This window comes from uncultured Sphingomonas sp., from assembly GCF_913777625.1.
Classification (GTDB): domain Bacteria; phylum Pseudomonadota; class Alphaproteobacteria; order Sphingomonadales; family Sphingomonadaceae; genus Sphingomonas.
On sequence record NZ_CAJYTI010000019.1, the window covers coordinates 1 to 21,052 of the forward strand.

Sequence of the window (21,052 nt, forward strand, 5' to 3'; positions counted from 1 at the left end):
GGAGCCCCCCGCCGTCGGCATGCGATGGCGCCGCGCCTTCGTGCGCACCCTCGTCCGCCGACACGACGGCGTCGTCGTCCTCCCCGACCTCCACGCCATCTTCGCCGATCAGATCGGCAGGGACGCCAAGGGAGGCACGGCATGACTCGACGACCCGGTCTGCAGCGTCACCGCCAGGCACATGCGCCGCCCGAAGCACTGCGCCCACCCAACCAGGCTTCACGAAAACACGGGATTCGCGCCGAAACAGGATGAAGCTTCGCAACCCGCATCTGACGCACACTTCACGATTACCTGGTCGGAGGACCTTTTATGAGCATCAATATTTTCGATTGTGCATCCAGCTCGGCGCTGATCGAGGAAATTTCGCGTCTCGAAGGCGCGTTCGGTCGCGGGGAGTTTGCCCAGCGCGCAGATCTTTCGCTCGCGAAGGGGCGGACACGCGCCGTCCTGTCGGCGATCAACGGCCTTCTCGACGCCGCCACCCGCCCCGCAGCCGCGTTGAACGATCGCATTGCGGAGATGCAGGAGGCGCACGACAAGGGGGACATCGACGCCGTGCTGCCGGTCACGGCGTCCGAGGGGCACTTCGCCACCATGAGCCGCCGCGTGAATGAACTGGTGGCCAGTCACATTCGGGTGAAGAAGCAGGCAATGGCCTGCATCGCCGCGTTCGCCGACGGCAATTTCGATGCGCCGCTCGAGCAGCTTCCCGGCAAGAAGGCGTTCATCAACGATACGATCGAGCGGCTGCGGACCAACTTCCAGGGCGTGCTGGTCGAGATGCGCCAGATGTATTCCGAGCACGAAAAGGGCGACATCGACGTGTTCCTCACGGTCGACAAGTTCCCCGGCGATTTCTCGATCATGGCTCGCGGGGTGAACGACATGGTCGGCGCCCATATCGCCGTGAAGAAGAAGGCGATGGCCTGCATCAAGCAATTCGGCGAGGGCAATTTCGACGCCCCGCTCGAACAATTCCCCGGCAAGAAGGCGTTCATCAACGATACGGTCGAAACGCTCCGGAAAAACCTTCGCGACATCATCGCGGAAGTGCAGCGCTTGATCACCGCATCGACGTCGGGGCAGCTCGGCGAACGCGGCGACGAGAAGCGCTTCGTCGGCGATTTCGCCGCGCTCGTCGCCGGAATCAACGGCATGCTCGATGCGATCCTGATACCGATTGCGGAAGGCAATCGCATCCTCGGCCTGGTCAGCTCGGGCGATCTGCGCGAACGGGTCGAGATAGCGTGCGAAGGCGATCACCGTCGCATGCGGGACGCGATCAACCTGCTCGTCGAGAACCTTCGCAGCACCGCCGACCTCGCCAACAAGATTGCCGACGGCAACCTCGCGCTCACGCACAAGCCGTTGTGCGAGAGCGACGTGCTGGGCACGGCGCTGGTGCGCATGATCGATCGCCTCCGCGTCATCATCGCCGATACCCGGACGTCTGCGGAACAGGTCGCCTCCGGCAGCCAGGAACTCTCGGCCAGCGCGGAGCAGCTGTCGCAGGGCGCGACCGAGCAGGCCGCCGCGACCGAGGAGGTGTCCGCCTCGATGGAAGAGATGGCGGCCAATATCCGTCAGAACACCGACAATGCCCTGCAGACCGAGAAGATGGCGCGCCAGTCGGCGCTCGCCGCCGAAAGCAGCGGCGAAGCGGTGGAACGCGCGGTAGGCGCGATGCGGACGATCGCCGAGAAGATCGGCATCGTCCAGGAAATCGCCCGCCAGACCGACCTGCTCGCCCTCAATGCGGCGGTGGAAGCCGCCCGCGCCGGCGAGCATGGCCGCGGTTTCGCCGTGGTCGCATCGGAAGTCCGCAAGCTTGCCGAGCGCAGCCAGGGCGCGGCGACCGAAATCAGCTCGGTCTCGTCCGAGACCGTCAAGGCCGCCGTCGAGGCGGGGGAAATGCTGCGCAAGCTGGTACCGGAGATCCGTCGTACCGCCGAACTGGTCAGCGAGATCAGCGCCGCCTGTCGCGAACAGGATATCGGCGCCGTCCAGATCAACAAGGCAATCCAGCAGCTCGATCAGGTGACGCAGCAGAACGCCAGTGCCTCCGAGGAGGTGTCCTCGACCTCCGAGGAACTTGCCGGCCAGGCGGAGGAACTGCAGGCCGGCATCGCCTATTTCCAGCTGCCGAACAGCCCGCGGGAGGCGGCCAAGCCCGTCCGCGGCCGCAACGCGCAGGCTCCGCGCGGGCGCATCGCTGCGAAAGCGGGCCGGGTGAGCCCGCGCGGCGCGACGGTTGCCGAGCAACAGGCGCGAGTCCATGGCTTCGCGCTCGACCTCAACAATGGTGGCCCGGACGAAGACGATGCCGCTTTCGGGGCGCAGGTGGCATGAGCGGCGCGGCCGAGCTGCAGATCGTCACCTTCGGCCTCGGCGCGGAAGTGTTCGCGGTGCCGGTCTCGCTCGTCCGCGAGATCCTCGACTATCGCGAGACCTTCCGCATTCCCAACGGCCCCGACTATCTGCTGGGCCTTACCGACATGCGGGGGCAGGGGGTGACGACGGTCGACTTGCGCGTCCGCCTCGGCCTGCCCGCGGCGGAACCCACCCCCACGACACGGATCCTCGTCGTCGACGTACCCGTTGCGGGGCGCGTGCTGATACTGGGGCTCGTGGTCGATCGCGTGCTCGACGTGTGCAGTATCACCGCCGATCAGCTCGAGGGGCCGCCCGATATCGGCGTGCGCTGGCCGTCCGACTATATCGGCGGCGTGTTCCGGCGCGCGGACGGCTTTGTCGTTCTGGTCGAGATGGGCAGGATCTTCTCGACCGGAGACGCCGGACTGCTCGACCCTCCCGCCGCAGCGGCCTGACCCCGCCGACGCCCCCGCCGCGATCAGCGCGGCCGAATGAGGATGCCGGCGACCACGGCCTCGCCGTCGACCGGCCTGAAGTCGAGGATCAGGTGTCCGCCGCTGCTTTGCACCGGGAAGCTTCGGAGCGCTGCCCGGTGCACGCCGTCTGCGGACTGCGCCGGCGCGAACCGCGCGATCGCGGGCTGGCCATTCGCGAGCACCGCGAAGCTGCGGTTGGCGCCCTGCGCTGCATCGGGTTCCAGGCTGGCGATCGTCACCGTCCAGTTCCCGTCGGGCAGCGGCACGTCATAGGTGAAAGCGCCCTCACGATAGCTGCCGAACAATGCCGGCATGTCCGTGCCCTCCACCTTGGGCGGCGGCGCCATCGGGTTGCGGCCGGACAGGACCTTGGCGGTGCCGCCGTGGAAGAAATTGTCCGAGCCGTAGCGGTCGCCGCCCATCGTGCTCCCGGCAATGGCGCCGACATCGATGAACACGCCCTTGCGGGGATCGGGCGCGTTCCAGTCGAGTGCGTCGCGGATCTGCTTGCCGCCGATCGTCGCGGTGGCGACGACATGGTTGGGACCCGGCGTCAGTGCCACGCCCGGCCAGGCGCAGATGCGATCGGGGCAGGCGACCTCGCCTACCGGCTTGCCGTTCACCGTCAGCGAAACCCGATCGGCATTGGAATAGGCGCGCACATCGGCCACCGCATAGGCGCGATCGACGTAGCGCCGGCCGTTCAGATGGAGCGTCGGCGTGTCCGTCCAGCTGGCCTTGAGGAAGTAGAAGGCGTCCTTGCGCGTCTTGCGGTCGTACGACACCAGTCCCTTGGTGTTGATGTCGGTCGCATCGCCTTCGTTGCGCATCGTCGTCGCGAAATCGAACAGGTTCCACAGCCAGCTCGCCGCCAGATAGGGCCGGGCACGGATCTGCTTCCAGTTCTCCTCGAGGACGAGGCTCTGATATTCCTCGGGCTGCGGGCGACCATACGCGGCGACCGGCCCGCCGAGCGGGTTGTCGCTGTGCTGGGTCAACGCGCCGCCGGCGCCATATTCGCTGAGCGCGACCGGCAGCCCCGGATGCTTGGCATGGAGCGCGTCGAGCGCCGGGCCGACCCCGTCCAGCGCGCCATAATACCAGCCGAAATAGCGGTTCACGCCCATCACCTGGGTGATGCCGTTGAGGCTGGGCGCGCCCTGCAGCGACAGGATCGAGGACGTGTCCTCGCAGCAATCCGCATAGACGGTAGGACGGCTCGGATCCTCGCTGCGGGCGAGCGTGTCGAGTTGCTTCAGCATCGCGCCGGACTGGGCCGGCCCGCCGCCGCCCTTGCGCGCGGCGTCGATCGCCGCGCCGATATCGACCTCGTTGCCGACCGACCAGAGCAGGATCGAGGGATGATTGTAGTTCTGCCGGATCAGTTCGCGCAGCTGCTCCTCGGCATTGGTGATCGTGGCGGCGGCCGGGGCCTCGCTCGGTGCGACATTGGCTTCGTGGACGAAGGGCAGCTCGGCCCACACCACCATGCCGGCCTTGTCGGCCGCGTCGGACCATTCCTGGGCATGCTGGTAATGGGCATGGCGGATGGTGTTCGCGCCGATCTCCAGCGCGAAGGCCATGTCGCGGGCATGTTCTTCGGGCGTCAGCGCCCAGCCCTTGCCCTGGACGTCCTGGTGCCGCGACACGCCGTGCAGCGGCGTGACCTTGCCGTTGAGCACGAGCCCGCGATTGGGATCAAAGGCGAAGCTGCGGATGCCGAGCGGCTGGACCTGCCGGTCGATCACGCGCGTGCCTTCGCGCAATTCGCTGACGACGCGGTAGAGATAGGGATCGGCGCGCCCCTGCCACAGATGCGGCTTGGGTACGGTGAGGCTGCGCTCCACCGCCGATGCCTGGCCGGCGACGAGCGAGACGGGTGCGCGATCGATGGCCACCGCCTTGCCGCCGGCGTCCTCGATCGTGGTGACCAAAGTCAGCGTGCGGCGCCGGGAGCCGAGGTTGCGCAGGAGGGTCTTCGCGGCGACCTCGGCGCTGTCTGCTGAAATGCGCGGCGTCTGCAGATACACGCCCGGCCCGCCATGATCGCCGAGGTCGATATGTGCCGAGTCGACCGCCAGGAGCCGCACGCCGCGATAGATGCCCCCCTGCACGAAGAAATCCCCGCCGAGCGGGATCACCTGTTCGGTACTGCTGCCGGGGGCGGAGGCGCTGTTGTCCGCGCGCACGGCGAGGCTGTTGGCCCCCGGTTTGACGAACGCGGTCACGTCAAAGCGGAACCGGCCGAACGCCCCGGCATGGCTGCCGACATGGCGGCCGTTCACCCAGATGTCGGCGATCTTGGAGACACCGTCGAACTCCAGGAACAGGCGGCGGCCATTGAGCGCAGGCGGCACGGCGAAGCTGCGGCGATACCAGCCCTTGCCCTGGCGCATGTCGGCATCGGCGGCGCGTGCGAGGGCGTAGGTGCCGACCTTGTTCCAGGTGTGCGGAACCGCCACCGGCTGCCATGCCGCATCGTCGAAGCCGGGGGCTGCGGGCGCGTCATCGGCGTCGCCGAAATGGAAGCGCCAGCCTTGGGAGAGATCGAGCACGGCGCGCGGGTCGCTGCTCGTGGCGATGCTTGCCGCAGTCGCACGGGCTTGCGCCCACGCCTGTGGCGCGAGCAGCGCCATTGCGGAACACAGCAGGGCAGATGCCAGAGCGGAACGCTTGACCATTTCGAACTCTCTCCCAATCCGGCCTGTCCCGGCCGTCATTCGTTTCTACTTGCGGGACGCACTGTCCCGCAGATGACGGCAGACCGCCACATGTCTTTTCCGGTTTCTTGGGGAACGGGTCACGCTCCCAGGGGGTGTGACGTCACCGGACCCTGCATCCCGAAAGCAGCCATCCCGACCCTGCGTCTCGCCTGCGCGTCCGGTCGCATGTCGCCCGGATCTCAGCCTGTCGCTGGCGCACCGATGCGCCCGGCCTCGCCCTGATGTGTGGCGATGATATTGACTCGCAATACCGATAACCGATAGCTGCACCCGCGTAACAAAGGGGGATCGCAATGCTACAGTATCGGCTTTTGCTCACATCGGCCTTGGCCTCGACGTGCTGGCTCTCCGCGGTGCATGCGCAAGAGGCGACGGCGCCGGGAACCGAGGAGATCATTGTCACCGGCGAGAAGAGCGACCGCACGCTCCAGCAGACGACCAGCTCGGTCGGGGTGACGACGGCGAAGCGGATCGCCCAGGAGAATCTGCAATCGATCCAGGAGGTCTACCAGCGGACCGCCAATCTTTCCGAGACCTATGGCGCCTCCGGCTTCTCGATCCGCGGGATCGATCAGCGCGGTGTCTCGGGCGGCTCGGGTGCCGCCACCGCGACGGTGTTCGTCGACGGCGCACCGGTGCCGCAGGACCTCCTTTCCAACGGCCCCACGGACCTGTGGGACGTGGCGCAGGTCGAGATCTTCCGCGGGCCGCAATCGACGCTGCAGGGCTTGAATGCACTGGCAGGTGCGGTGCACATCCGGACCGAGGAACCGAGTTTCGACTGGCGCCTCAAGGGGCAGGCGACGGTTGCGTCGTTCAACACCACCCAGTTCGCCGTCGCGGGCGGCGGGCCGCTGATCGCCGATCAACTGGCCTTCCGCGTCTCCGCCGAGAAGCGCGATTCCGACGGCTTCATCTACAACGTCACCCGCCGGGCGTCGGAAAATCCGGTCAATTCGCTGTCGCTGCGCGGCAAGCTGCTCTGGACGCCCTCGGCGCTGCCCGGCCTCGAGGCCCGGCTGAACTACCACCACTTCCACACCAAGGGCGGCTACCGCTTCACCTATGTCGATCGCAATCGCCCCGATTACCTCGACAACCCGACCAACAGCTCGAATTTCCCGAACGACAGCGACGTCGACTCCGACCAGGGGACGCTCGACCTCCGCTATCGGCTGGGAAAGGGCTTTTCGCTGACGGCGCTAAGCACCTACACGAACACCGGATTCATGCGCCATTACGATGGCGACGCCAGCGCCGCGGACCGCGCCTCCAGCGAGCTTACCGGCACGTCCAAGACCTTCACCCAGGAACTTCGCCTCAATTACGAGAGCGCACGGCTGAGCGGCCTGGTCGGCCTGTTCTATTACAATCGCGACGAGACGGCCAATTCGCAGCAGACCACGCTGGTGCCCACCCCGGCCGCGACCATCGCCAATCTGCTCAAGGGCTCGCTCGGCGCGACGGCGGCGGCGCAGGTGGCATCGACCTACACGCAGGCGCTGCCCTATATCACCGTCGCCTACACCTCGGACCTGCCGCAACGGGTGCAGACCTATGCGCTGTTCGCCGACGGGCGCTACCGCGTCACCGAGCGGCTGTCGCTGCTGGGCGGCTTCCGCGTCGATCGCGAGCGCAACGGCAAGTCGGGGATCACCCGCGCCACCTTTGCCGGCACGCTGCCGACGCCCGCCAGCTATGGAACGCTCGCGCCGGTGATCACCGCGATCAACCGGGCGGTGCTGGGGCTGGTGAGCGACGCCAACGGCACGGCCCCCTTCGGCGCGCGCACCTTCAACGCGTTCCTGCCCAAGGGCGGCATCGAAATGGCGTGGACGCCCGACCTGTCGACGGCGTTCGTCGCGCAGCGCGGCTATCGTTCCGGCGGCAGCAGCTTCAACACCGCACGCTCGACGCTGTTCGCCTATGATCCCGAACATACCTGGAACTACGAGCTTTCGCTCCGTTCCGCCTGGTTTGGCGGGAAGCTGACCGCGAACGCGAACATCTACTATATCGACTGGAAGAACCAGCAGACGACCGCCAATTTCGGCAACGGCAATTACGACACCAACACGGTCAATGCCGGCAAATCGCACCTTTATGGCTTCGAGGTCGAGCTGAGCCACCGCGTATCGCGCGCCTTCGACTGGTATGCGAGCGTCGGCCATACCCGCACGAAGTTCGATGCCTTCGTCACCAGCATCGGATCGATCACCGACCTTTCCGGCAACCAATTCACCTATGCGCCGCGCTGGACGCTGGCGGGCGGCGCCAATCTGCGCGTGGCGGGCGGGTTCGAGGCCAACCTCAACGTCAATTACCGCAGCAGCGTGTTCACCGACGTGTCGCGGCCGCAAAGCGCCTATCGGGTCGGCCCGCGAACGCTGGTGAACGGCCGGATCGGCTACCGGGTCGAGCGATGGGGCGCCTCGCTGTTCGTCAACAACCTGTTCGACAAGAAGTACGACCAGTATGTCAACCCGCTGACCAACCAGGCGATCGTCGGCACGCCGCGCACCGTGGGCGCGATGCTGGGCTTCGCGTTGTGAGCGACGCGCAGCTGCTGATGTGGGGCAGCGCCGCGATCCTGATCGCCGCCGCTGCCGCCGCCTGGCTGCTCCGAAAGGCGTGGCGATCGAAAAGCCTCAAGACGCCTTGGCGCGCTGCCGGGCTGGGACTGGCGGCGCTGGTCCTCCTCGTGCCCGCCGGGCTGCTGGGCCCGGCACGCGGGCCGTTCTCGGCGCTTGCCTTGTTCCCGGCCGCGGCGCTGGCGGTCGTCGCCTCGGGGCGAACGCGCCGAGTTGCCAGGGCAGGGCGGTCCGGTGGTGACCATGGCCCCGCGCCGGAGCCGGCAGAACGCGCATCGGCACCCTGGCGGGGGCTGCTGCGCTGGCTGCTCGCCGGGCCGATCGGCATGGTCGCGGCGATGGCGGTCGGCGTGTGCTACACCGTCTGGGGGGCAGGCGCGGTACAGACCCGGCTGGTCGTCGGGGGGCTGCTGGTGCCGATCGTCTGGGGCGGGGCGATGGCGTGGACGCTCGCCGACGACAAGCTGCTCCGCGCCGCCGCGGTGCTGATCGGGACGGCGCTGCTCGGCTTCGGCCTGGCGCGGCTGGGAGGGGTGGCATGAGCTGGGGGCGAGGGCGCGGCTCTGCCCTGGCGCCGGGCGTGGTGCGCGCGATACTGAAAGGGCATAGCAGCCTGGGACTGGCCTTTGCCGCGGTGCTCTACCTGGTGTGCCTGACCGGCGCGCTCGCGGTGTTCGTCGCCGAGTTCACCCGCTGGGAAAATCCCGCTGCGCCGCGCGTCGCGACGCTGTCGCCCGGCGCGGTGCCCCGGGCCTATGCCGAGGCGCTGGCGCGTGCCGGCGGGCCGGTGGACAGGATCCTGATCGTGCTGCCAGCGTCCGAGAACCCGCTGCTGCGCGTGCGCACCGAGGCGCACGGTGCGGGCGAGCGCGAATGGCTCGCCGACGCCGAGGGGCATCTCGCTGCGCCGCTGCGCGAAGGCTGGTCGGACCTGCTGGTTCGCCTGCATGTCAGCCTGCATCTGCCGCGGGCCTGGGGCGGGTTCCTCGTCGGGCTGGCGGGGGTGGCGCTGCTGTCCTCGCTGATCTCCGGTATCCTTGCGCATCCGCGCATCTTCCGCGACGCTTTCCATCTTCGCCTCGGCGGATCGCGGCGGCTGCAGGAAGCGGACCTGCACAACCGCATCGGGGTGTGGGCGCTGCCCTTCCACCTCATCGTCTCGCTGACCGGTGCCCTGCTGGGGCTGTCGACGGTGATCATCGCCGTGCTCGGCATGGTCGCCTTCCAGGGCAACACCGCCAAGGTCTATGCACTGTTCCGCACCCCGCGGCTGGCGGTGGACGCGCGGCCGGCGCCGCCGCTCGACCTGCGCCCGATGCTCGCGGACGCGGCACGGCGCGTGCCGGCAGGCCGGATCGACTATCTGCGGATCGAACATCCCATGCGCCGCGACTGCAGCGTCGAGCTGCAAGTGGAGGACGGGTCGCACCATATCGCGGGCACCGACGCCTATGGCTATGACCGGGACGGCCGGTTGTACCACGCCAAGCGCGCGGCGGAGAACAATCTGGGCGGGCAGATCCTCGGCGCGCTGGGGCCGCTGCATTTCGGCTGGTTCGCCGGGCCGATCGTCAAGGTGGCCTATGGGTTGCTGGGACTGGGGCTCGCGTATCTGGCGTCGGGCGGCGTGTTGCTCTGGATCGCCCGGCGGCGCGAGCGCGGCCGGGCGGTGCCCGGCTGGGAGCGCCTCTGGATCGCCTTTGCCTGGGGGCAGCCCCTTGCCCTTGCCGCCGCCGCCCTCGCCGCGGTCGCGGCCCCGGGGGCGGCATCAGCGCCGCTCCTCGCCTGGGCGGGCGCGAGCCTCGCGATGGGCGCGGGCGCGGCGTTGCTGGCTGCCCGGCCGCTGGCGCGGATCGGGCGCTGCGGCACGGGGGTGCTGCTGGTGCTGATCCCGCTGGTGCAGGGCGGATGGGGCGCAGCCGACGCGATGGTACCGGCCGTCAATCTCGTGCTGATCGGGATCGGGGTGGCGCTCTTGGTGCCTAGCCGGCGCGCGGCCGCTTGACGGCGGGACCGCGGTGGCATCGGAAACGCGCGATCCTCGTGTACGCGCGTAGCGATCCGGCCGGTGTAGCGGATCTGGAGCGCGGCGCGATCGGAGCGGGCATGGCCCAGCCCTGCGCCTTGCGTCACCGTGTCGCCCACCGTCGGCAGCCTCTCTACGCGGAACGGCGTTCCGCCCGCCGGCAGGGGCAGGGGGGCGGGCGTCGCAGCGATGCGCTAGGCCTCGTCTACCGTCGCCAACCGTACGGTCGCGCCGGCAAAGTCCTCGGCCAGCACTTGCGCGATCTGGCGTGCGATGCCGCGTGTGAGCGGTGGCGGTACGTCGACCGCGAAACCCCGCGCGACAAGGCCGTCGATCGCCCAGCGGACACAATAGTCGGCCGCAACGCCGATCACCGTAACCTGCGCGACCCCGGCGCTCGCCAGCCCGGCAAAGAACGCGTCGCGCGAGATTGCTGTGCCGCTTGCGATCGCCTCGATCACCACGTCCGGCTCGGCCCACATGTCGAACACGCCCTTCTCCAACCGGTAGGTCGGGATGCCCGCCGGGACGGCGTGCGCGTCGAGCACATTCTGCCACCCCGGCGTCCCGCGGATGCAGTGGATCGGGAACTGCTCGGCCTCCGCCGATCCGATGTAGTGATCGGCGACATGGGTGTCGAAGGTGAACAGCACGCCCGCCGTTTCCGCCGGGTTCAGCGCCGCGAGCCACGCCCGCATCGGCGCGATCAGCGCTTCGGCGCCGTTCACCGCGAGCGCACCATCGGCGTGCATGAAGTCGGCCTGGGTATCCACCACCACGATGAGGCGCTGCATCTTCGCTTTTCTTTCCCGTTCGAGGTTCGCCGCGCGCGCGACAGGCTCAGGCGTCGGCGCGCCGCATCAGCGCGGCAATCTGCCCCAGGCTCCGCTTGCCGCTGCCGGCAAGCTGGCTGGCGCGGAACACGCGACCCAGCAGCCAGACTTCGAGGGCGATGAATGCCGCCAGCGTGACGCCCGAGCCCAGCATCTCCCAGGTCGGGATCCCGCCGCCGAGTCATGCCAGCACCGCGTCTTGCCCGCCCCGTTGCCGCCGAGAAACCCGAAGACCTCCCCGGGCGCGACCGAAAAACTCAGATCCTCCACCGCGGTGAAGTCACCGAAGCGTTTGACCACGTTCTGCAGACGCAACGCATCCATTGCGGACCCTCTCGACCCCCGGGGAGATCTAGCGGGTGTGTCGATCGACTACAACAGCTGAAGGGTTGCGCGCACGACGTTTGCGGCCGCGACTGCGCAGGAAGCGCACGGCGGCGGGCGCAGGTAGCAGACCGACCTGTGGGACCGGATGCCGATGCGACGTCAGATCGCGACTTCGATGATGCGGCAGACGCGTTCGACATCCGTATCCGTCATGTCGACGAAATAGGGGAGGCCCAAGGTCTCCTGCGCCAGCATTTCGGTCACCGGCAACGGCAGGCGCGGCAGCCCGGCGAACGCCGTCTGGGCATGGACCCCGGTGCCCCACCAGGCACGGCTGCTGATCCCCACCGTCTCGAGCCGCGACATGATCCGCTTCTGGTCCGCTCCGAAGAACCGGGCGACGCAGACGCTTCCGCACCATTCGCTCCCGAAACCGGCCTGGAACCCCACGCGCTGCTGGCGGCCCAGGCGATCGCGATACGCCGCTGCGACCGCCCGGAAGCCGGCGATGTCGCGCGCATAGGCGTCCATCGACGCCAGGCCCACGGCGGCGTGATATTCGCTCATCTTGGCGTTGGCCCCAACCGTCTGGGCGTCGCGCGAACCGTAGAAGCCGAAGTTGCTGCGCTGCTTGATGCGGACGATGACTTCCGGCCGCCGGGAGACGACATAGCCGCCTTCGCCTGCACCGAGGATCTTGGTCGCGTGCAGGCTGACGACGGCCAGGGAGGTGCCGGCGCACACCGTATCGTGGCCGGCGGCGGCATCGATGACGACGGGCACGCCGGTCTGCTCGGTGAATCGGTCCCAGGCGTCGGTGTCCATCGGCGCGCCGAACGGCGCAACCGGCATCACTGCGGCAACCGGACCATCGATGCGGGTGAGGGCGTCGCGAGCGATGTCGGGCGTAAGCGCCCAGGATCCCTCGTCGACATCGACCAGGAACGGCGTGAGGCCGGCGGCGGTGACCGCATGCGCCGTGGCGACGAAGGTCCAGGACGGGATGAGGCAATAGCCCGTGGGCACCTCAACGACGGACTGCAAGGCAAGCGTCAGTCCGGCGGTGCCGTTGGCGACCGTCACCACACAGTCCGGATCGACGCCCAGCCGATGCGCCAGCCGCGCCTCCAGTTCGGTGACGAGCGGACCGAAGTTCGAATAGGCCCGGCGGTCGTCGATGCGCTGCAGATAGGGCAGCAGGGCATCGGTGCGCGGCATTCGGGGACGGGAGACCGGAATCGCGTCGCTGGTGACCGAGGCGAGAAAGGGGCCGCCGCCGATCGGGCTGCGTTGTACCGCTGCATTCGTCTGGATTGGCATCGGGCTGCCTTTCGATGGGGTAGGCATCTAGACTTTATAGGTCGTTGACCCTGTCCCGAAAAATGCACCGCAGGATAACGACCGATATCGGACACGATCGGATGGGTCGATCGGTGCGGGCGCACGACGGATCCGAAGGTTCGGGGATCGGCACGCGGCCTCGGAGCGCTCCGCAGGTCCCACACTAGTGTCCAGAACGAGTCAGAGCCGGCGTCCGAAGGGCATCTTTTGCACCGGCCCGCCGGTGAAGAATCCCTCGCGCGCCAGCAGCTTCAGCCCGCTCCAATAGCCGTGCTCGATATGGCGATGCCCACCCTGGCGCCGGAAGATCGCGTGGACTTCCCGCAGGTTGTAATGCGGGATCGCCGGGAATTGATGGTGCTCCAGATGGTATTGCATGTCCGCGTAGAAGAAGCCGGTGATCGGATCCAGAACCACGGTGCGGGTCGAGGCGTCGAAGCTTCCACGCCCCGCGTCCGGCGACAGGTTGAAGTGCTGGAGGGCGGCCAGCGTCCGGTTCGGAAAGGTCAGGCAGAACGGCGCCAGGCAGAGGGCGAGCGCGAGATAGGGCGAACCCCATGCGAGGCATGTCGCAAGGATCAGCGCCTGACCCGCAAGCACCGCGCGCGCACCGTTGCGCAGCTGGATCGCCTCGCGCGACCCTGGTGCGAACACGCGCGCGAAACGGCCGGCGGGGATCGTTCCTGCAGCGTTCAACGCGAGGACGCGAAGCCGCCGCCAGATTGCGGGGATGTCGATGGTCAGCAGCGCCAGCGTGCCCAGCCAGGTGAGGCGCTCCTGCGGCGAGGCCTCGAGGTCCTTTTCCCCGAGCGGGGTTCGGTGATGCTGCGGGTGCGTTACCTCGAAATAGCCATAGTTGCTCCAGGTCAGGATCGAGAACAGCCGGAACAGCAGCACGTTGGGCCAGCGCCGGGTGAAGACGGTGCGGTGGAAAAGTTCGTGGCCGATGCCTGCCCAGCCGAGGAACGACCAGGTCAGGAAATGCGGGATCAGCACCAGCAACGAAGCCAGGAGATGGCCCCGCGTGAACAGCAGCGTGCCCACCGCGAGCAACGACCCGTGGAACGCGATGCGGATCGCGATCAACAGCGCGGCGAGGCTATCCCGCTTGGTGGTCAAGCGGCGATACTCCTCTCTATCTAGAAGCCTGAGCCCGAGGTTCGCGCCATCGATGGTCGTCATCAGGCAGCTTCTCCGGCGCTGCTTTCGACGCCGATGCGCAGAAATTCGCGGCCGATGTCGCCGACGAGCAGCATCGCCATCATCGTGTGCTGGATGTGGAGAACCGGCTCGGCCGCGGCGAGCGCGTTGACGAAGGTCGTCACGTCGCCGTGGATCGCCGAGTTGAAGTCGTGCCAGACGATCACCCCGCTGTCGCCGAGCATCGTGCGGGCATTGGCGGTGTCGATCGCGACGGTGCCGATGTCATGCCCGCCATCGACGAACACGAGGTCGACGGTGCCGACCAGCCCGTGCGCTGCGGGGTCGAACTGGCGGCTGTCCTGCTTCAGCAGGGTCAGCCGCGCCGCGTCGGCATCGGCAAGGCCGCCGAGGTAGCGCGGGGTGCCTGCGCGCTGCACGTCACGCAGATAGGCGTCGTTGATCGTGGCGTCGCGCCGCAGGTCGGCATCGGCATAGGAATCGAGCGCCTTCCCGCCGGCATGGCTTTCCCCCAGGTCGAGCGAGTAGATGGCGCATGCAGCGTCTGAGTTTTCGACGAGCAGCGCGGTGGAATAGCCGAGAAAGGTGCCGAACTCGAAGATCCTGGCGGGCTGGATCAGCTTGACGATCGAGACGAGCGCCGTCGCCTCCAGCAGCGTCACGCTGCCGATCCCGCTGGAGGGCACGTTGATCTTCATCGGCACGGGGCCGGCATTGCCCGCCTCGATCTTCTGGAAAAGCACCTTCGGCTTGATCGTGATGATGCCGGCCGCCTGGTTCTCGTAATATTGGCGCAGCGCGACGGGATCGCTGATCGGCAGAAGGTCGGCGGCAGCTTGCTGAACGGTCATGGGCGAAATCCGATGTTGCGTCGACATGCGATGTGTTGATGGGCGCGGGGCGGGGCTAGACGAAGAACATCACCGTCTCGGACCAGCCCTGGGTGTAGTGTCGGAGGAAAATCCGGTAGTCCGGATGCAGCGCGCGCACCTGTCGCCAGACGTCGCGAAAGTCGCTCGCGCGGTGATACACGGCGATCGCCAGCTTGGGCCGGTCTCGGCGGATATGCTGCGCGCTTCCGGCCAGCGCCTTCAGCTCCCAGCCTTCGAGATCCATCTTGATGACGCTGACCGGGCCGGGGATCGCACGATCGAGCGTGGTCATCGCGACCACATCGCCGCCGCCGCTGGTGACGGCGGACGAGGATCCCGCGTCCGCGTCGAAGCGGATCTGCCCCACCCCATCGGACAGCGCCTGGGAATGGAACAGGATGTCGCGGTGCCCCGCCAGCCGAGCTTCGGCGGCGCGGAGGTTGCGGGCCGAGGGTTCGAACAGGTGGACCTGGCGATAATCGGGGCAGCGGCGGCAGAATTCCTCGGTTGTGTCGCCATCGAAGCCGCCGGCGTCGACGAACACTTCCGATCGCAGATCGAGAAAGGGCTCGAAATATTGCTCGTCGGTGCGCACGGTATACGCGCGCATGAACGCCGTGTTCGCGGTCAGTCGGTAGCGCAGGACATCGAGCAGCGTCTGACGCGAGCTGTCGTCCGCCAGCGTGTCGAACAGCTCGGCCCATTCGGGCGCGAAGCGCTGCCAGTCCTCACGCTGCTCGCGCACCATCGCGGCGTGCGGGATCGCGCCCTCCGAAGCTGCTGCCAGGTCCGCGATCGAGAGGACCGAACGGATGCCGGTCTCGGCAAGGCGCTGCTCGACGGCGACCGGACTGATCGACGTACTGCAGTTGATGACCACGGCATCGGCGGGCAGCTGCGCCATGCCGACCGCCGCAAGCCCGTGCCACGAGGTGCCGGGCGGGGCAAAATCGTCGACGATCCCGTCCAGACGTACCCGTCCGATCAGGCTCAACGTGTCGGTATTCCGCCCGACCGCGTAGCAGGGACGGTTCGATGCACCGGTCACAATCTCCCGTGCCAGCGGCTGGTTGGCCGCGGGGGCAGCGATCGCGGCATCCAGCGCCGAGGTGAAATCCTGCTTGCTCATGATCTCGCCCATCGATGCTAGCCCAGTACCGAATATAGATCGCCGGCCAGGGTTGTGCGCATCAACGCCTGGAGATCCTCGGTATCCCGTGCCCGTGCGAACAGGATGCCGATGCGCCCGAACGGGCTTTCCGCGATGGTATCGCCGGCAAGTGCGAGCGAGACGAACCGCTCGATCTCGACGGGCTGATGGAATTGCAGCCCCTCGAACACTTGCGGCGCGCGCAGCGCGACCGTGTGCCGCAGGATCGGACGATAGCTTTGGGGGTGCCCCTCGAACGCTTCGCCTAGGAACGGGCGGGCATAGTTTTCGGCATAATTGAAGCCGGTCGAGCTCGCGATCAGCTGGCTGTACAGGTCGCCGGGGCAGCGGCGGGTGATCTCGATGATCCAGAACCGGTCGCCATCGGCGATGAACTGGGTATGGATCAGGCCGGTGGTCAGCTGCAGGTCCTGCGCGATCTGCGCGATCGAGGCGCGTAGCTTGTCCCCCAGCACAGGATCGAAGTGCTGAACGACATAGCTCGTGTCGACTGCGAACGGGTTGATCGAGCCGTGCTCCTCGACGAAGAAATCGACGAGGATGCCGTTCGCGCCGAGAAAGGCGGAGTGGCTGTATAGCTGCCCCTCGACGAATTCCTCGACGAGGCAGGCGCCGCTGCGCGAGAATGCCTTTGCCCGCTCGATCGCCGCAGCGAGATCCTCTGCCGACGGTGCTTTCAGGGTCGTCATGCCACGCCCGCTAAAGGCGTCCGCGGGCTTGACGATCACCGCACCGGCCGACCCCGCATCCGCCTCGGCGATCCGGCGAGGCGCGGGGATCCCGGCGGCTTCCGCGTATCGGCGGAAATCCTGCTTGTTGCCGAGGGTGCGGACCGTGTCGACCGGGTCGATGCCGGGGAAGGGGCGTGTGGCCGCGATCGCGGCACAAGTCTCGTAGGAGAGGTCGTTGCACCCGGGCAGCAGGAAGTCCGCACCCAGCCGCTCGACCAGCGCCGTCACTGCCGCGACGTCCGAATAATCGAGCTGGACATAGTTGGCGGCGGACTTGGCGAGCGCATTGTCCGGCTTGTCTCCGACAACGTGCACGTCATGGCCGGCATCGACGAGATACCGGTAGATCGGCGCAGACGCGGCATTGGTGTCGAGGAGGACGGCAACGCCCATCAGACGGTCAGCCTTTCACGGATTGGTGCGGGGAGCATCAGGCGTCCAGCCCCACCAGCGACCCTGTCTGGGACGAGCGGTGGATCGCCTCTGCCACCCGTACATTCTGGGCGCCGTCGAACGCGGGCACGATCGGATCCGCGACGCCCCGGATCACCTCCAGGAAATTCTCAAGCTGGCGTGCGAGCGGATCCTCGCGGGTGACCGGCACGACCTCTTCCACCATCGGCACGTGCCAGGAGGCGGATTGCGGCGTCGGGTGCGCCCGCAGCCGCATGGTGGGAAACTCGAGCGAGCCCAGCGTGCCGGTGACGCTGTAGCAGTCCGCATCGGGATAGCTGGGATAGACCGGATTCTCGCGCGACGTCTGCTCCCAGCTATGCGCCGACGCGCCGGTGTCCGAGAGGAGGAAGGTGCCCAGCGCGCCGCTGCGGAACTGCAGGTTGATCGCCACGGTATCCTCGACCGCGAACCCGCGGACCCGGTTGGACGCGATCGCCTGCACCGCGGCGATTTCCCCGCACAGCGTGCGCATGATGCCGATCTCGTGGATCAGGTTGATCAGGATCGGGCCGCCGCCGGGCTGGGTGCGCCAGGGACCCGCTTCGAAATAGTCCGCCGGCTTGTAGAAGATCGCGCTGCCCTGAATCGCGACCAGCCGACCGAGCCGGCCGCTGTCGATCACCGCCTTTGCGGTGGTGAGCAGCGGCGAATGGACGCGGTGGTGGCCGACCAGGACCTTCGCCCCGTGCCGCTCGGCGAGTTCCACCAGATGCGCGGCTTCGTCATGCTGCGGGGTGATCGGCTTTTCGATCAGCACCGGGATTTGGCGTTCAATGCACAGTTTCGCCTGTTCATAATGGAATTCGTTGGGCGAGGAGATGATCACGCCATCGGGCGCGCCCGCGGCGAGACACGCCGCCAGGTCGTCGAAAATCGGCGTATCCGGATGGCGCTCGCCGATGTCGCGGCTGGTGGCGCACCTGGGCGTGACGATCCCGGCCAGCGCGCAGTGCGGATGGTCCTGGATCATCTGGATGTGCTTCCGGCCCATCAGGCCCGGGCCGATCACGACGATGGCCGACTTCGTCATCGCGACGTCTCGCTCCTGTGACTCATCTCGTACATGCTCGCCGCGCACACCGACCCCGCGGGGACGCGCGCGCTGCACCTCAGCAACCATTATAGGAGATGCGCCAGAACGGGACACAAATCCGCTGCAGCGGGATGTGGCGGTCTCATGGCGAAACCGTCGGTAGATCGATCGCGGCAACGCGCGGTCCGGCGCCACCCGACGCCCAACGGGAGGCAAGGGCGCTATAATGGGAGAGCCGCAGCGGCGGCGTTAAGGATGAAGTTGATGTCCGTTACCCTGGTCTTTCCCGTCTCCACCCCCGATGGCCGGGCCTATCTCAAGCAGGCGCTGGAGCGGGGCGAAGCGGTGGTGACGGCGTCGTGCGATGCCGGCGATCCGACTTGCGGGCGCGCGCCCTGGGTCAAGCTGCCGCTGGTCAGCGAGCCGGGCTTTGCCGAGGCATTTCTCGATCTGGTGCGTGCACACGGCATCACCCGCATCCATGCCTCGGCGCATGTCGTCCATGCCGCGTTGCGCGACCTGCTGCGCGAACGGGACCTGGGGGACGTGCGGATCATCAACCGCTCGGCGCTGGAAGTGGAATTCGAGCGGTGGGACGACATTTTCGCGCGCGCCGAGCAATGGGCGCGCTTCATTGCTGCCCTGATGCCGGAACAGCCGCAGCCGACCCTGCCCTTCCTCGCCGGGGTCATTCGGCTTGCCTTCGATCTGTTCGGCGAATCCTATGACGCGAAGCTGGCGGCGCTGCTGGCCTGCCTGCTCGATGCGCCGGACGGCGACATTGTCGAGATCGGGTCGCTGTTCGGCCGCTCCGCGAGCGTGCTGCTTGCCGGCCGTGCACTCGGCGCGGCCGAACGCCGGCTTTTCGTGTTCGATCCTTGGTGCTCGGATGCCGGTGCGCAGCAGGATCTGCCGGTCGCCCTGCAGAACTATACCCGTGCTGCCGGGCTGGAACGCGTCGCCCTTGCCTTCGAGGCGACGTTCGCGGCGCTGGCGCCGGCTGGCGCGATGACGGTGTACCGCACGCCGTCTGTCTCCGGCCATGCAATCTATCGGGGCGCGGCAGACGGCGAGCCGGTCCGCCTGCTGAAGCCGGCAAAGGCGCTGCAGCCGGCCGGCGGGATCGCGTTGCTGCACATCGACGGCAATCATGACCGGGCGGCGGCCGAAGAGGATGTGACGCTCTGGTCGTCGCTGGTCGTGCCGGGCGGATGGGTGGTGATCGACGACTATAACTGGCGATATGGGGACGGACCCAAGGAGGCGGGGAACGCACTGCTCGCGCGCTGGGGCGACAAGGTCGCGCGCGCCTTCGTCGCCGGGGATTGCCTGTTCCTGCAGCGCGCATGAGAGGGGGCGCGCAGGACGGGATGCCACCCCGTCCGTAACCGGTCCTTAAGCAGTTTCCTTTACCCTTCGGGCCATGATTGCCAGCAACGCTACGCGCATGTCGGAACGGCCGCTTCGCTTCGCATGGCTGCCGCAGGGGCTTCCTGGCGGCCCCTGGCCCGAGGAACTGCGCGCTGCGGTCTGCGCGGTGATGCAGCAGGTCGGGTGGCCCGCCGTGCAGCAGGGCGAGCGGACGATGCTCGAGGCGCTGTATCGCGATTTCACGATGCTCTTTCCACGCTTCCTCATCGATCGGAGCGACGTCGATCGGGCGGCGGACCTCTACACGCTCGTCCACATCCTGTTGTGGCGCGGCACCCAGAACCTGACCGAGCTGAAGCGGTTCAACACCGATGTGGTCGTGCCGTTCGCGCACTATCTGGCGCAACATTTCCCGAAGCAGCCGCCGCGTCCCGCCACCGAGGGTGTTCCGCGCATCGCCGTTCTGTCCGAGACAAGCGACCTGTTCAGCACGAATGCGGTGGCCAAGACGACCGTCTCGCTGATGCTCGGCCAGCACGAGATCCGTGATCCGGGCGACTGGCCATTCCTCTACTGCATCAAGCAGCCCGTCCAGAATCTGTGGGACTTCGCCGCGGAAACCGGCCTCCGGGTGCGAGACTTGAGCCGCCCGACACCGTCGCAGATGACCGAGGCGATCGTCGCCCAGCTCGAAGCGGACGCAATCGACATCCTGATCGCCGACAGCAATTGTGCGGTCGCGACGATGGTGCTCCAGCAACGCCCGTGCCGGGTCCAGGCGTTTCACGAGAACGGCTTCGCGCCCTGGGCGATTCCGGAGCTCGACCTGGCCTTTCTCGGCATCACCAAGCCGTCCGAGGGCCTGTTCGACGCGCGGGTGGCGATGCACGAGACGCCGCGCAACACCGCCGCCGTCTTCCACCGCGCGGCGCGGCCGCAGGAACAGGTCGATGCGCTGCGGGCGGTGCTGTGCGCCGGTTCCGGGGTCCCGCAGCCGAGCGTGATCTACGGCTTCTACGGCCGCATGGCCAAGATCACGCCCGACTATATGGCGATCGTCGAGGCGATCCTGGCGCGCGATCCGCAGGCGATCTTCTTCGCCGGCGGGACCGGCTCGATCGCGATGATCGTGGAGCGCAGATCGGCATCGCCGGTCGGCGATCGTATCATCCTCTACGACGAGTTCATCGACGGCCATCTCGTCAGCGAGGCGATCGACGTCTTCCTCGATACCTTCCCCTTCCCGGGCGGCAATGCCTGCCTGGAGGCGCAGGCGCACGGCGTGCCGGTGGTGTGGATGACGCCCGCGCCGGACAGCGAGATGCAGCTGGTGCTCACGCTGCGCGACGAACAGCTGAAAGCGCGCGACGCCGCGCAGTTCGTCGACCTGTCGCTGCAGCTGGTCGAGGCCGAGCGCCGCCGTGATCGGGGCCAGTTCGCCCAGGCACTCGCCGCCCGCTATGGCGACATGACGGCACAAGCCACCTTGGTGGAACAGCATCTGCGCGCGGCCTGGGCCGAAGCCCTCGACCAATAGCGGGCGAGGGGGCGGGGCGCTCCCTAC

16 protein-coding genes are annotated in these 21,052 nt (G+C 67.6%); 7 read left to right on the forward strand and 9 right to left on the reverse strand.

The window, feature by feature from the left end; genetic code table 11:
- Positions 1-312 precede the first annotated feature (312 nt).
- Together QZ814_RS09690 and QZ814_RS09695 are read left to right on the forward strand one after the other, a co-directional pair.
- On the forward strand, positions 313-2,352 hold the full coding sequence (locus QZ814_RS09690) for a methyl-accepting chemotaxis protein (RefSeq protein ID WP_294331414.1): 2,040 nt from the start codon (positions 313-315) through the stop codon (positions 2,350-2,352).
- Complete coding sequence (locus QZ814_RS09695; protein ID WP_294331417.1) at positions 2,349-2,831, forward strand: chemotaxis protein CheW; 483 nt, start codon at positions 2,349-2,351, stop codon at positions 2,829-2,831. Before QZ814_RS09690 ends, QZ814_RS09695 begins: the two co-directional genes overlap by 4 nt.
- 23 nt (positions 2,832-2,854) lie before the next feature.
- Here QZ814_RS09695 and QZ814_RS09700 read toward each other — a convergent pair whose 3' ends face one another.
- Entirely contained in the window at positions 2,855-5,533 is a 2,679-nt protein-coding gene (locus QZ814_RS09700; RefSeq protein WP_294331420.1) for a glycoside hydrolase family 2 TIM barrel-domain containing protein, read from the reverse strand.
- Between the two features lie 335 nt (positions 5,534-5,868).
- On the opposite strand from QZ814_RS09700, the gene QZ814_RS09705 reads away from it, so the two are divergent.
- Genes QZ814_RS09705 through QZ814_RS09715 form a run of 3 tightly spaced genes read left to right on the forward strand, consistent with a single transcriptional unit; the run spans position 5,869 to position 10,171 of the window.
- Entirely contained in the window at positions 5,869-8,127 is a 2,259-nt protein-coding gene (locus tag QZ814_RS09705) for a TonB-dependent receptor (RefSeq protein WP_294331422.1), read from the forward strand.
- Positions 8,124-8,708 (forward strand): hypothetical protein, encoded by a 585-nt coding sequence (locus QZ814_RS09710; RefSeq protein WP_365898452.1) that lies wholly within the window; start codon positions 8,124-8,126, stop codon positions 8,706-8,708. The genes QZ814_RS09705 and QZ814_RS09710 overlap by 4 nt, the downstream gene beginning before the upstream one ends.
- Positions 8,705-10,171 carry a PepSY-associated TM helix domain-containing protein gene (locus tag QZ814_RS09715; protein WP_294331427.1) on the forward strand — a complete coding sequence of 489 codons (1,467 nt, stop codon included), beginning with the start codon at positions 8,705-8,707 and terminating at the stop codon, positions 10,169-10,171. Before QZ814_RS09710 ends, QZ814_RS09715 begins: the two co-directional genes overlap by 4 nt.
- 215 nt (positions 10,172-10,386) lie before the next feature.
- On the opposite strand, the gene QZ814_RS09720 is transcribed toward QZ814_RS09715, so the two are convergent.
- From QZ814_RS09720 to QZ814_RS09755, 8 genes are all read right to left on the reverse strand, one after another.
- Positions 10,387-10,986 carry an isochorismatase family protein gene (locus QZ814_RS09720; protein WP_294331429.1) on the reverse strand — a complete coding sequence of 200 codons (600 nt, stop codon included), beginning with the start codon at positions 10,984-10,986 and terminating at the stop codon, positions 10,387-10,389.
- Between the two features lie 46 nt (positions 10,987-11,032).
- Positions 11,033-11,179: a hypothetical protein gene (locus tag QZ814_RS09725; RefSeq protein WP_294331431.1), complete on the reverse strand. Its 147-nt coding sequence runs from the start codon at positions 11,177-11,179 to the stop codon at positions 11,033-11,035.
- A 332-nt stretch (positions 11,180-11,511) separates the two neighbouring features.
- Positions 11,512-12,672 carry a DegT/DnrJ/EryC1/StrS family aminotransferase gene (locus QZ814_RS09730; protein ID WP_294331434.1) on the reverse strand — a complete coding sequence of 387 codons (1,161 nt, stop codon included), beginning with the start codon at positions 12,670-12,672 and terminating at the stop codon, positions 11,512-11,514.
- Between the two features lie 201 nt (positions 12,673-12,873).
- The gene (locus QZ814_RS09735) at positions 12,874-13,812 is read right to left on the reverse strand and encodes a fatty acid desaturase (RefSeq protein WP_294331437.1); all 939 of its coding nucleotides are present in this window, start codon (positions 13,810-13,812) and stop codon (positions 12,874-12,876) included.
- 62 nt (positions 13,813-13,874) lie between these two features.
- Complete coding sequence (locus QZ814_RS09740) at positions 13,875-14,705, reverse strand: class I SAM-dependent methyltransferase (RefSeq protein ID WP_294331438.1); 831 nt, start codon at positions 14,703-14,705, stop codon at positions 13,875-13,877.
- A gap of 55 nt (positions 14,706-14,760) precedes the next feature.
- On the reverse strand, positions 14,761-15,855 hold the full coding sequence (locus tag QZ814_RS09745) for an FkbM family methyltransferase (protein ID WP_294331440.1): 1,095 nt from the start codon (positions 15,853-15,855) through the stop codon (positions 14,761-14,763).
- Between the two features lie 17 nt (positions 15,856-15,872).
- Positions 15,873-17,021, reverse strand: a complete 1,149-nt coding sequence (locus QZ814_RS09750; protein WP_294331441.1) for a hypothetical protein — start codon at positions 17,019-17,021, stop codon at positions 15,873-15,875.
- Positions 17,022-17,058: 37 nt separating this feature from the next.
- Positions 17,059-18,114, reverse strand: a complete 1,056-nt coding sequence (locus QZ814_RS09755) for a Gfo/Idh/MocA family oxidoreductase (RefSeq protein WP_294331444.1) — start codon at positions 18,112-18,114, stop codon at positions 17,059-17,061.
- Between the two features lie 267 nt (positions 18,115-18,381).
- On the opposite strand from QZ814_RS09755, the gene QZ814_RS09760 reads away from it, so the two are divergent.
- The gene (locus tag QZ814_RS09760; protein WP_294331446.1) at positions 18,382-19,467 is read left to right on the forward strand and encodes a class I SAM-dependent methyltransferase; all 1,086 of its coding nucleotides are present in this window, start codon (positions 18,382-18,384) and stop codon (positions 19,465-19,467) included.
- 97 nt (positions 19,468-19,564) lie between these two features.
- Entirely contained in the window at positions 19,565-21,025 is a 1,461-nt protein-coding gene (locus QZ814_RS09765; protein ID WP_294331448.1) for a hypothetical protein, read from the forward strand.
- Positions 21,026-21,052 lie beyond the last annotated feature (27 nt).